The sequence below is a fragment of the Demequina litoralis genome, assembly GCF_030418455.1.
In the GTDB taxonomy this organism is placed as follows: Bacteria; Actinomycetota; Actinomycetes; order Actinomycetales; family Demequinaceae; genus Demequina; species Demequina litoralis.
This window is the reverse complement of record NZ_JAUHPW010000013.1, coordinates 37,298-49,721: the sequence shown is the minus strand read 5'-3', so window position 1 is coordinate 49,721 and position 12,424 is coordinate 37,298. Positions and strand designations below refer to the sequence as shown.

General features: G+C 71.9%; 10 protein-coding genes. All 10 read right to left on the bottom strand.

Features of this window, described 5'->3' with window-relative positions:
• Positions 1-80: 80 nt before the first annotated feature.
• The 10 genes from QQX09_RS13775 to QQX09_RS13730 all read right to left on the bottom strand — a co-directional run bounded on the left by QQX09_RS13775 (position 81) and on the right by QQX09_RS13730 (position 12,421).
• Positions 81-524, bottom strand: coding sequence for a YbhB/YbcL family Raf kinase inhibitor-like protein (locus tag QQX09_RS13775; RefSeq protein ID WP_301135797.1), 444 nt, complete (start codon positions 522-524; stop codon positions 81-83).
• A 139-nt stretch (positions 525-663) separates the two neighbouring features.
• The gene (locus QQX09_RS13770) at positions 664-1,773 is read right to left on the bottom strand and encodes a branched-chain amino acid aminotransferase (protein WP_301135795.1); all 1,110 of its coding nucleotides are present in this window, start codon (positions 1,771-1,773) and stop codon (positions 664-666) included.
• 147 nt (positions 1,774-1,920) lie between these two features.
• The gene (locus tag QQX09_RS13765) at positions 1,921-2,970 is read right to left on the bottom strand and encodes a 3-isopropylmalate dehydrogenase (protein WP_301135793.1); all 1,050 of its coding nucleotides are present in this window, start codon (positions 2,968-2,970) and stop codon (positions 1,921-1,923) included.
• Positions 2,971-3,210: 240 nt separating this feature from the next.
• On the bottom strand, positions 3,211-4,242 hold the full coding sequence (gene ilvC, locus QQX09_RS13760) for a ketol-acid reductoisomerase (RefSeq protein WP_301135791.1): 1,032 nt from the start codon (positions 4,240-4,242) through the stop codon (positions 3,211-3,213).
• Between the two features lie 85 nt (positions 4,243-4,327).
• Positions 4,328-4,849: an acetolactate synthase small subunit gene (gene ilvN, locus QQX09_RS13755; protein ID WP_062298032.1), complete on the bottom strand. Its 522-nt coding sequence runs from the start codon at positions 4,847-4,849 to the stop codon at positions 4,328-4,330.
• 4 nt (positions 4,850-4,853) lie between these two features.
• Positions 4,854-6,725, bottom strand: coding sequence for an acetolactate synthase large subunit (locus QQX09_RS13750; RefSeq protein WP_301135788.1), 1,872 nt, complete (start codon positions 6,723-6,725; stop codon positions 4,854-4,856).
• A gap of 374 nt (positions 6,726-7,099) precedes the next feature.
• Positions 7,100-8,665 carry a WD40 repeat domain-containing protein gene (locus QQX09_RS13745; protein WP_301135786.1) on the bottom strand — a complete coding sequence of 522 codons (1,566 nt, stop codon included), beginning with the start codon at positions 8,663-8,665 and terminating at the stop codon, positions 7,100-7,102.
• Positions 8,666-8,794: 129 nt separating this feature from the next.
• Positions 8,795-10,270, bottom strand: a complete 1,476-nt coding sequence (locus tag QQX09_RS13740) for a hypothetical protein (protein WP_301135784.1) — start codon at positions 10,268-10,270, stop codon at positions 8,795-8,797.
• The gene (locus QQX09_RS13735) at positions 10,267-10,788 is read right to left on the bottom strand and encodes a sigma-70 family RNA polymerase sigma factor (protein ID WP_301135783.1); all 522 of its coding nucleotides are present in this window, start codon (positions 10,786-10,788) and stop codon (positions 10,267-10,269) included. The genes QQX09_RS13740 and QQX09_RS13735 overlap by 4 nt, the downstream gene beginning before the upstream one ends.
• A gap of 142 nt (positions 10,789-10,930) precedes the next feature.
• A complete protein-coding gene (locus QQX09_RS13730) occupies positions 10,931-12,421 on the bottom strand; it encodes a TolB-like translocation protein (RefSeq protein ID WP_301135781.1) in 1,491 nt (496 codons plus the stop codon).
• Positions 12,422-12,424: the final 3 nt, after the last annotated feature.

Genomic DNA, 12,424 nt, shown 5'->3' with positions numbered 1-12,424 from the left:
GCCCGACCCGGCCGAGCCGCGACCGGAGCGGCGCGCGCATCGTCGCCCACGCATCCCGCCCGGGGCCACGGGTGCGCGCGTCAGCGCGAGTAGGTGCCGACCAGGCGCGCCTGCTCGATGATCGCGTCGCCGTAGGCGTGGAGGAAGGCGTCGCGTGCGGGCTCGCCGATGACGGGGCGGCTGAGCGCGTACACCCAGAAGTAGTAGCGGTGGTCGCCGTGGCCGTAGGGCGGGAACGGGCCCACGTAGCCGTGCCCGCCGTCGTCGTTCGGGCCTTGGCGACCCGCCGCGACGTCGATCTCGCCGTCGAGCGGCGCGAGCCCGTACAGCGTCCAGTGGGTGAATCCGAGCGGCTTGGGAGCGTCGGGATCGTGGCACACGAGCGCGAGCTCGACGGCCTCCGCTGGGATCCCGTCGACGACCATGCGAGGCGTCTCCGCGCCGAACTGGCCGGCGAACCGGTCGTCGATCCGCTCCATGCCGGCGATGTCGGGGCTGGTCAGCACGAGGTCCTTGACGGGCACGGGCTCCTCCTTGCGGTCGCTGATGCGCTCGCGTCCCATCATGCGGGGTCGGCGGCGCGAACGCGAGGGCGCGAGAGCCGGCAGGCCTCCCGACGCACGCGCGACGGCGCGGCGCGGTGGCGCGCCGCGCATCGTCCCGTCAGCGGACCCGGGTCATCCAGCCGTAGGTGTCCTCGGCGCGGCCGTACTGGATGTCGGTGAGGCGTTGACGGATCGCGCTGGTGACGTCGCCGGGCTCGCCATCGCCGACGGTGACGTCGAAGTCGGCCGAGGCGATGCGTCCCACGGGCGTGATGATCGCCGCGGTGCCGCACGCGAACACCTCGGTGATCTCGCCGTCCTCGATGCCCTCGCGCAGCTCCGCGAGGGTGATGTCGCGCTCGACCACCTTGAGGTCGCGCTCCTCGACCAGCTGGATCACGCTCTTGCGCGTGACCCCCTCGAGGATGTTGCCGTTGATGATCGGCGTGAGGACGGTGCCGTCCTTGCGGACCGCGAACACGTTCATCCCGCCGAGCTCCTCGAGCACCGCGTTGGTGGCGGCGTCGAGGTACAGGACCTGGTCGAAGCCGCGCTCGTAGGCGGCCATCTGCGGGCGCAGCGACGCGGCGTAGTTGCCTCCGCACTTCGCGGCGCCGGTGCCGCCGGGGCCCGCGCGGTGGTAGTCGCGCTCGACCCAGATGCTCACCGGCTTGATGCCGCCCGGGAAGTACGGGCCCGACGGCGACGCGATGAGCAGGTAGTCGACCCGCTTGGGCGCGCGCAGGCCCAGGAAGACGTCCGTGCCGATGAGGAACGGCCGCAGGTAGAGGGAGGTCTCGGGAGCGTCCGGCACCCAGGCGTGGTCGAGCTCGAGGAGCGCGTCGATCGAGGCCATGAAGTCCTCGACCGGCAGCTCCGGCAGCGCCATGCGCCACGAGGAGCGCTGGAGGCGCTCGGCGTTCGCGACCGGGCGGAAGAGGTGGATCGAGCCGTCGGCCCACCGGTACGCCTTGAGACCCTCGAAGACCTCCTGCGCGTAGTGCAGCACCGACGCGGCGGGATCCATCGGGATCGGGCCGTAGGGCTCCACGCGGCGGTCGCCCCAACCCCCGTCGGCCGTCCAGGTCATGTGGGCCATGTGGTCCGTGAACTGGAGCCCGAACGCGAGGTCCTTGAGCTTCTCCGCGCGCTCGGCATCGGTGGCCGGGTTCGGGTTCTTGACGACGCGGAAGGCCTCCGCGGTGGACGATGCAGCGGTGTCGGTCACGTCGAAGCCTTCCTGTGATGGGGGGTGGGTACGAGAGTAGTGCTCGGCGGGGTTGCCGCCACCCCGCCGAGTGGTACCAATCGCTACGACTTGGTGCGACCTCGTAGCGATTGGTACCACTGCGACGGGTGGCGTTGGGCCTCGCGCCTAGCCGCGGATGCGGGCGGCGAGCGCGTCGCCCACCTCGACCGTGGTGCGGGGGCCCCAGCCCTCCGCGACCTTGGCCGCCGCATCGTCCGCGACGGCGGCCTCGACCTTGGCGGCGAGCTCGGCGTGGCCGAGGAAGTCGAGCATCATCGCGACCGACAGCACCGTGGCGGACGGGTCCGCCTTCTGCTGGCCGGCGATGTCGGGCGCGGAGCCGTGGACCGGCTCGAACATCGAGGGGCCGGTCTTGTCGGGGTTCACGTTGCCGGACGCCGCGAGGCCGATGCCGCCCGAGATGGCCGCGGCCTCGTCGGTCAGGATGTCGCCGAAGAGGTTGTCGGTGACGATGACGTCGAACGATGCGGGGGCCGTGACGAGCTTGATGGTCGCCGCGTCGACGTGCAGGTAGTCCCACGTGACGCCGGGGAACTCGGGCGCGACGGCCTCGACCGTGCGGCGCCACAGGTGGCCCGCGTGGACGAGCACGTTGTGCTTGTGCACCAGGGTGACGTGCTTGCGCTCGCGCTTGGAGGCGACGTCGAAGGCGTAGCGGACCACGCGCTCGACACCGTGACGGGTGTTGACCGACACCTCGGTCGCGATCTCGTGCGGGGTGTCGACGCGCAGCGCGCCGCCGTTGCCCACGTACGGACCCTCGGTGCCCTCGCGGACCACGACGAAGTCGATGTCGCCCGGGTCGCTCAGCGGCGAGACCTCGCCCGGGTACAGGCGCGAGGGACGGAGGTTGACGTACTGGTCCAGCTCGAAGCGGAGCTTGAGCAGCAGGCCGCGCTCGAGGACGCCGGACGGCACCGTCGGGTCGCCGATCGCGCCGAGCAGGATGACGTCGTGGCCCTTGATCGCCTCGAGGTCCGCATCCGTGAGGGTCTCCCCCGTCGCGTGCCAGCGCTTCGCGCCGAGGTCGAACTCGGTGGTCTCGAACGTGATGCCGGTGCCCTCCGTCGCGGCGGCGAGGCACTTGAGCCCCTCCGCCACGACCTCCGGACCGATGCCGTCGCCGGCGACCACCGCGAGGCGGTAGGACGTCATGAGGTTCCCCTTCGAAGTCGTGATCGTGGCCGGCGCGGGGCCACCCGTCCGCCTCGTGGGCGGGGGCGGCGACGCCGGCCTGTCGTCCGCTCATCCTAGGGCCGTTGTCCACCATTCGGCAACGCGGTCTCGCATCATGAGACATCGCGCGCGCCTCGATCGCGGCTGCGCGGACGGCGGCACGACGAAGGGGAGGCCCCGGACGGGACCTCCCCTTCGCATCGGCTCAGGTGAGCAGGATCAGCGCGCGGCGGAGCCGTCCACGTAGTCCTTGTCCTGGGTCGCGGCCGACCACGAGAACAGCGAGCGCAGCTCCTTGCCGGTCGTCTCGATCGGGTGCGACTCCTCCTTGGCGCGGAGCTCCTTGAACTCCGGCGCGCCGGCGTCCTGGTCCGCGATGAAGCGGGTGGCGAACGCGCCCGACTGGATGTCCGCGAGGATCGCCTTCATCGACTCCTTGACCTCGGGGGTCACGACGCGCGGGCCGGAGACGTAGTCGCCGTACTCGGCGGTGTCGGAGATCGACCAGCGCTGCTTGGCGATGCCGCCCTCCCACATGAGGTCGACGATGAGCTTGAGCTCGTGGAGCACCTCGAAGTAGGCGATCTCGGGCTGGTAGCCAGCCTCGGTGAGGACCTCGAAGCCCGCCTGGACCAGGTGCGACATGCCACCGCAGAGGACGGCCTGCTCGCCGAACAGGTCGGTCTCGGTCTCCTCGGTGAAGGTGGTCTTGATGACGCCGGCGCGGGTGCCGCCGATGGCCGCCGCGTAGGACAGCGCGAGCGCCCAGGCCTGGCCCGACTCGTCGCGCTCGACGCCGATGATGTCCGGGATGCCGCGGCCCGCGACGTACTCGCGGCGCACGGTGTGGCCCGGGGCCTTCGGGGCGATGAGGATGACGTCGACGCCCTCGGGGGCGTCGATGTAGCCGAAGCGGATGTTGAAGCCGTGCGCGAACGCGAGGGCCTTGCCCGGCGCGAGGTTCGGCGCGATCTCGTCCGCGTAGATGCCGCGCTGGTGCTGGTCGGGCGCGAGGATCATGATGACGTCGGCCCACGCGGTGGCGTCGGCGACGTTCTGGACGGTGAAGCCGTCCTCCTCCGCCTTCGCGATGGACTTGGAGCCGTCGCGCAGCGCGACGTGGACCTCGACACCCGAGTCGCGCAGGTTCTGCGCGTGGGCGTGGCCCTGCGAGCCGTAGCCGACGATGGCCACCTTCTTGCCCTGGATGATCGAGAGGTCGGCGTCCTTCTCGTAGAACAGCTCAGCCATGCTGGGGATCTCCTTCATTTCTTTTCGTACGTAGGTGAGAACTGCGGAGGGACGATGCGGCGGTCACCCGCGCATCGTCCGGCGGCTAGGCGGTGGCGACGCGGTCGAGCGCGCGCTCCGTGATGGAGCGGGCGCCGCGGCCGATGGCGACGGTGCCGGACTGGACGATCTCGCGGACGTCGTGCGGCGCGAGGGCCGCGAGCAGCGCCTCGAGCTTGTCGGGCGTGCCGACGGCCTCGATGACGACCGAGTCCGTGGAGACGTCGACGATGTGCGCGCGGAACAGGTCGACGATCTGGAGGACGTCGGTGCGCTGGCGGGCGTCCGCGCGCACCTTGACCAGCAGCAGGTCGCGCTGGACCGAGCGGTCGCGCTCGAGCTCGACGATCTTGAGCACGTGGACCAGCTTGTTGAGCTGCTTCGTCACCTGCTCGAGCGGGAGCTCGTCGACGTCGACGACCACGGTGATGCGGGAGATCTCCGGGTGCTCGGTCTGACCCACGGCGAGCGAGTGGATGTTGAACGCGCGGCGCGAGAACAGGCCGGCGACGCGCGCGAGCACGCCGGGCTTGTTCTCGACGAGCACGGACAGGGTGTGCTTGGTCATGGGTTCAGTCCTCCCGGTCCCACTTGGGGGCGATGCCCTGGGCGTACTGGATCTCGTCGTTGCTGGTGCCGGCGGCGACCATGGGCCACACCATCGCGTCGCGCGACACCGTGAAGTCCACGACCACGGGCTGGTCGTCGATCTCGTTGGCGCGCTTGATGGTCGCGTCGACGTCCGCGTCGGACTCGCAGCGCAGGCCCACGCAGCCCATCGCCTCCGCGAGCTTGACGAAGTCGGGGACGCGGCGCGTGCCGTGACCGGTGTGCAGGTCCGTGTTGGAGTAGCGGCCCTCGTAGAAGAGGGTCTGCCACTGACGGACCATGCCCAGGCTCGAGTTGTTGATGAGCGCGACCTTGATGGGGATCTCGTTGATCGCGCACGTGACCAGCTCCTGGTTGGTCATCTGGAAGCAGCCGTCGCCGTCGATCGCCCACACGGTCTGGTCGGGCTGGCCCACCTGCGCGCCCATCGCGGCGGGCACCGAGAAGCCCATGGTGCCGAGGCCGCCCGAGTTGATCCACGTGTTGGGGCGCTCGTACCGGATGAACTGGCTCGCCCACATCTGGTGCTGGCCCACGCCGGAGGTGTAGATGGTCGACTCGGGGTCGTTGAGCTGGCCCAGGCGCTGGATCACGTGCTGGGGGCTCGACAGCCCGTCCTTGGTGGGCGTGTAGCCCAGCGCGTACGTGGTGCGCCAGTCGTCGAGCTGCGCCCACCAGGCCTCGAGGTCGGGCTTGCCGTGGCGCTCGTGCTCGTGCGCGAGAGCCGGGACGAGCGCCTCGAAGACCTCCTTGAGGTCACCCACGATCGGCACGTCGACCGCACGGTTCTTGCCGATCTCCGCCGGGTCGATGTCCGCGTGCACGATGGTCGCGTGCGGGGCGAAGCTGTTGAGGTTGCCGGTGACGCGGTCGTCGAAGCGGGCGCCGAGCGCGACGATGAGGTCCGCCTTCTGGAGCGCCGCCACCGCCGGGACGGTGCCGTGCATGCCGGGCATGCCGAGGTGCTGCGGGTGGCTGTCGGGCAGCGCGCCGCGGGCCATGAGCGTGGTGACCACGGCCGCGCCGGAGAGGTCGGTGAGCTTGCGCAGGCCGGCCCCCGCGCCGGCGCGGATGACGCCGCCGCCGACGTAGAGCACGGGGCGGCGGGCGGTCGCGAGCAGGCGGGCCGCCTCCTGCACCGTCTTCTGGTGCGGGCGCACGCCGGCGTTGAAGCCGGGCAGCTCGATACGGCCGGGCCACTGGAAGGTGGTCGTGGCCTGCTGCGCGGACTTGGCGATGTCGACGAGGACGGGGCCGGGACGGCCGTGGCTCGCGATGTAGAAGGCCTCCGCGATCGCGGCCGGGATCTCGGCGGGGTCCGTCACCAGCACGTTGTGCTTGGTGATGGGCGCCGTGATGCCGACGATGTCCGCCTCCTGGAAGGCGTCCGTGCCGATCATCGCCGCGCCCACCTGGCCGGTGATCGCGACCATGGGGATCGAGTCCATGTTCGCGTCGGCGATCGGGGTGACGAGGTTGGTCGCGCCGGGACCGGAGGTCGCGATGCAGACGCCCACCTTGCCGGTCGCGTGGGCGTAGCCCTGTGCGGCGTGGCCGGCGCCCTGCTCGTGGCGCACCAGGATGTGGCGCAGCTTGGACGAGTCCATGAGCGGGTCGTAGGTCGGGAGGATCGCGCCGCCGGGGATGCCGAAGACGTCGGTCGCGCCGGCGCACTCGAGCGAGCGGATGATCGACTCCGCGCCGGTCATCTCGACGCCGTTGAGCGCGGGATCCGGGTTCGACTGCGGCGTGGGGCGCGCGAGCGACGTCGTGCTCGGTGCCTGGCGGGCGATGCGGGCCGCGGGCATGCCCGGCTTGGCCTGAACCTGAGCCATCTTCTCTCCTGGTCGTCGGGTGGAGACGGATCCTTGCGTCCGCCTCGCATGAGAAAACCCCTCAGCCTGGCGGCTTCGGGGTCAGCGCGCGGACGAGTTCGGTGCTACCGGTCGCGGTCCGCGCGCCTGGTAACTCGTACAAGGATCGTCTGCATGGATGCGACTCTACGCCCGGGCCCGGGCGGGTGTCACCATATGGACAACTAATCTCGCATTGTGGTTCACCGTCTTGAATACTGAGACGAGCGTCGCCTTCTCCTCGCCCGACAGTACGCACGGATCCGGGCGCGACGCGCCGGGCCCGCCGGCGAGCTGGCGCCCTGCTCGCGGCGTGTCGCCGTGAGATCCGTGCCGGCTGTCGGGGTGGGCGCCGCTCAGCGGCGGGTCACGACGAGGCTGCCGTCCAGCTCGAGGTCCCGGGTGAGGATCTGACCGGCGGACATCACGAGGACATCGCCCGAGGGCGACCACGTGGGCGCCGAGTGGGCCCAGCCCCGCTGCGTGCCCCCGACCTGACGCGCGCCCGCGTCGGTGACGAGCACCATCCGCGAGGAGTTGTTCTCGCCCGGCTTGCGCCACTTGTTCACCGCGACGAGCACGCCCGAGCCGTCCGCGGTGAACGACCCGCCCGCGATCCACTCCCCCGTGTTCAGGGGCACGTCGACCACGGTGACGGCACCGCTCGTCACCTCGATCGCGAGCAGCTCGACGTCCATCGGTCCGACGAAGCTCTTCACCAGCACGGTCGAGCCGTCGGGCGACCAGCCGACGAGCATGGCGCGCGAGGCATCCAGCGACGCGACCTCGATGTCGCTCGACCCGTCAGTCGCGGCCACCCGGAGGCTGCGCCCCTCGGTGCCACGGTCGAGGTAGGCGACGTGGCGCGCGTCCGGTGACGGGTCGACGCCGGAGAGGGTCAGCAGCGCGGTGGCTCCCAGGCCATCGCCCTTGCCGACCAGCTCCACCTCGTAGGTGCCGGGTACAGCCCGCATGAGGCGGACGGTCTCGGCCTCGTCCGGCGCGCGGAAGAGCAGGCCGCCATCCGGCGCGAAGACGGGGTCCGAACCTCGCCCGAGCCGCACCACCTCGCCGTCCGAGACCCGGATCAGCGAGATGTGGTGCACCCAGACGCGACGCTCGTCGTCGTTGCTGATGGTCATGCTTCGGGACGACACGGCCAGGCAGGATCCGTCGGTCGACCAGGCGAGAGCCTGGGGCTCGTGGAAGGCGAGCTCCGCCAGGACCGAGGCGTCGCCGGACGCGGGGTCGACGATCTCGACGCGGAGCGCGTCGTCGACGACCCGTGCGGCAGCGAGCCTGGTGCCCGACGGGTCCCAGGCGAACGCGGCGTCGTCGTCGGACACGAGGGCGGCGACCGTGTCCATGGTGGCCGTGTCGAACAGCCGCACGGTGGACCTGCCCTCGCCGGACTCCTCCATGGCAAGCGTGGTGCCGTCCGCGGAGAACGCGGGATCCAGGAAGGCGGAGAGCTCCTGCGTCGGCCTGGGCTCCACAACCGTGGTGGTGGCACCGGTAGCGGTCGGGAGCACTCCCTCCTGGTGCGCGACCGGGGTCACCGCCGCCGGCACCGGCACGCAGGGCTCGGCGACGGGCATCGTCAGGTCATCGTCCCCCATCGGGACGAACGCATCCTCGTCCTCGGTCGGGTCGGCGCTTGCGCTGACCGAGGGCGACGGGGAAGGTGTCGGCGACTCCGCCGCCGCCACGACCACGTCGGGGTCGCCCGCCTGGGATGTCACCGACGCGCTCGGCGTCGGGCCGGACGATGCACCGACGGCGGCCACCGCATCGTCCCGTCGCGCGGTGGTCGTCACGATGAGGCCGACCGAGACCGCGATCACCGTCACCGCCGCAGCAGCGGGGATCCACACCTTGGGCGCCTTGAGCACCTCGAGCCACCCCGCTCGGTCGTCGGTCATCGCTACCCCCCCGGTAGATCGGCGTCGTCCTGCCTGGCAACTTAGCGACACGGGGTGACGGTTATGCATCCTCCCGGTCTCGTGTCGATAACGATGCCGGTCGCGGATCGGTTGGGTCCGCGGGGGCGGTCATCGGTCCGGATGGTCGAAGGCCTGCAGGATGCGACCGGCACCCACGTCCCAGCTGCCCACGGGGGCGCCGCTCCCCAGGTCGTACATCGCGACGTCACCGTCCGTCGGGCAGGTCACGATGAGACGGTCGCCGGACGTCCGCGTCTCGCTCGACAGCCCCCGGTCGTCGCTCGGGCAGACGCCCTCGATGGTCGCCACGGGCGAGCCGTCGAGCCCGTACAGCGCCACCTCCCACCCCCCGTCGACCAGAGAGGCGACGATGTGCCGCTGGCTGACGCGATGGAAGTACCCCTCCGTGGACCGGTAGTGGACGTCGGCGTAGATCGAGGCGTCCACCTCGGTGATCGACCCGTCACGAAGGTCGTAGCGGAAGAGCGCCTCCGCGCCGGGCCCCGACTCGGGCCTGCGGGCGAAGAGGAACGTGTCGTCGTCGATCCAGCCGACGAAGCTGTAGCGGGTCGCCGGGTGGGCGAACTCGGCGAGCAGCTCGCTCCGCGCGACGTCGTCGACGTCGACCAGCCACACCCTCGTGCGGGACGAGTCGTCGGCGAAGCCGAAGCAGACGATGCGGCCGCCGTCGACGGGCGAGTACAGGTACGACATGTCCCGCGGCTCCCATCCGGCCGCGAAGAAGCCTCGCGGCAGGTCGCTGCAGGCGCCCGCCCCGCCTGGTGCGGCGGTCGCGACGACGTTGGCGAGGCCCTCGCCGCCCCAGGCGTACACGAGCGCCTCGCCGGGCGCGAAAGGCGCGGCGAGCTCCCACGGCACCCTGTCGATGGATCCCGCCGGAGCCCCGGTCTCGACGCTCACGAGGTCGATGTCGTAGAAGCCGTGCTCGGAGCCCGGGTACAGCGTGGTCCCAGTCCACAGGTTCGCACCGTCCCAGGCGAGCGGGAGACCGCTCCCGAGCTCGTCGAGCGTCCGCGCGGCATACCAGTCGCCGTCCGGGGACACGAGCGAGAGGCTTCCCTCGTACGCCGGGAGCACGGCGGGATCCCAGGGGTCCGTCTGGTCTGCGAACAGCGTCTGCTGGTCGACGTCGTCGTGAAGTGTGACGACGAACCAACCGGGACCCACCTCGCCCCACGGGATCGCCTCCGCGGACAGCTGTGGCACGGGAGCGTAGCCGGGCACGATCTGCGCTAGAGGCAGGTCGGGATCCGGCGAGGGCTCGGCGCTCGGCGAGGCTGAGGCCGTCGGCCCGGGTACGGCGCTGGCACTGGCGCTCGGCGAGGCGGAGCTCGTCGGCGCGGCGGGAGCGGGGACGTCGGCTCGGGCGCCGAGCGCGAGCGCCCCGACGCCGCCGATCACGCCGACCGCGGCCACCGCGGCGCCCGCGGCGATCGCGGACCTCGTGCGACGGCGGCGGCGTGCCACGGAGCCGAGCGCACCGATCGTGGTCGCGGTCGGCACGGTGGTGCTGGACGCGATGGCACGCTCGCGGTCCCTCATCATGTCCTCGAGGCTGGTCATCGCTGCCCCCTCACGGTGCCGACGGGCACCCGATCCGAGTCGTCCGGGCGCGCGTCCGTGCCCAGCCGTGCGTTGAGCGCCGCGAGCCCGTCGGAGACGTAGCGCTTGACAGCCCCCTCCGACAGGCCGAGCGCGCCGGCGGTGTCGCGCACGCTGAGGTCGTCGAGGTACCGGAGGACGACGCACGCTCGGACACGCGGCGGGAGCTCCATGAGCGCGAGGTCCAGATCCGGTCGCGGCTCGGGCAGGTGGTCCTCGTGCGCCGAAGGCGTCTGCGCGGCAAGCCGCTTCACCGTCGCGTCGTGGCGCGTGCGACGACGCCCCCGGTCGATGAAGCGCGTCGCGATCGCGCGCCTCACATACGCGTCCGCCGCGTTCAACGACGCGAACCGCCGGTGCTTGGCGAACACCGCGATCATCGCGTCGTGCACGAGGTCGGGCGCTTCATCGGGCCCCGCCAGCATCGTCGCCAACGCCATGAGGCGCCCGTACCGCTCGCCGCACAGCGCATCGAACATGGGTTGCGACGCCTTGGTCACCACGATCCGATCACCCCTCTCGCCTGAGGAACGCGAGAACCTCGTCGGAGGTTGGGTCGGGTCCGGTCATCGGGTCGTCGCGCAGGTCCGGCCGGGCATGTCGGACCGCAGGCCGCGCGGCTCAACGGCGAGTCAGGACGAGGCTGCCGGGCACCGTCTCGCCGTCGACGGTCGAGCGCGCGTGACAGGTCGCGAGGGTGTCGCCGTCGGGGGCCCACGTGGGGGCGCACGACGCCCAGCCAGCGACGGGCCGCGTGAGGTCGACGGCGTCTCCGCCGCTCAGCAGCACCGGGCGCGAGACGGGCGCGTCGCCGCGGGTCGAGTTCACCATCACGACGACGCCGGAGCCGTCGGGGACGGGTGCGGCGTACGAGAGCCGCTCCTGGCGGGTGAGACCCGGCGTCTTGACCCGCGTTACGTCGCCGGACTCGATGTCGATGGTCCACAAGCGCGGCCGGCCGGAGGGCTGGGCGCCGGTGACGAGGAGCGACGAGTCGTCCGCCATCCACTTGACGTAGCCCCACGAGGCGCCGTCGATGCGTGCCACCAGGCGGCTGCCACGCGCGCCGGTGTCCGCGACGCGCACCTCGAGCGACTCGCCCTCGACCACGTAGGCGACGGCCTCGCGGTCGGAGCTCAACCGGGTCGAGCCGGGGTCGGTGGACAGGGCGGTGAGGAGCGTGCGCTCGGTGCCGTCGGACGAGGCACGCCAGTACGCGAGGCGGCCGCTCGCGCGCGGACCGAGGTACATCACGTCGCCGTCCGGCAGGAACCGCGGGTAGGCACCCGTGCCGATCCACGTGGTCGCGCCGTCCGCGACGCGCACGACCGCGATCTCGTAGTCCTGGTAGCGAGGCTCGTCGGTCGCGGCCGAGAGGTCGTCCGTGACCGCGAGCGCGATGCAGGCACCGTCGTCGGACCAGCTCAGCCCGCCCGCGACGGCTGCGGGGAACTTCGCGAGGAAGGACACCGCCCCGCTCTGTCCGTCGACCGTGACGAGCTCGAGCGTGCCGTCGTTCATGCGGCGCGCGACCGCCGCGGTGGCGCCGGCCGGGTCCCACTCCACGGGCGCCGAGACCCAGTCGCTCCCGAGCGCGACCATCGAGGTCACCGTCGGCGTGCTGAAGAGCTCCGCGGTCGACGAGCCGTCGTGCCGGAGCAGCGAGAAGAGTCGCTTGCCGTCCGCCGAGAACTGCGGCCCCGCGTAGGTGACGTCCAGACCGGTCTGGCTCGGGTCGGAGGCCTCGGTGGTCGCGTCCGCGTCGGTCGGAAGCACCGAGCGGCCCGCCTCCACCGTGGTGGTGGGGACCTCGGTGGGCAGGCATGCGTCGGCCGCGACCGCGTCTGCGCTGCCGAGGATCGACGACGTCGCGAGCGCCGGGTCGTCGACGTCGGGCGCCGCGGAGGTCTCGACCGGCGCCGACGACGCCGCGACGTGGCCGCCGGCGTCGGGCTGCGCGGCAGCGACGGCGTCGGCGGCCTCGACCTTCGACTGCGCGACGTCGACGCCGAGGGCGACCGCGAGGGCGATCGCGCCGAGCGCCGCGGGGATCCAGAGCCGACGCGAGGCACGCCTGCGGCGTGCGGCGGGCCCGGGCGCCCCGTCGGTCATCGC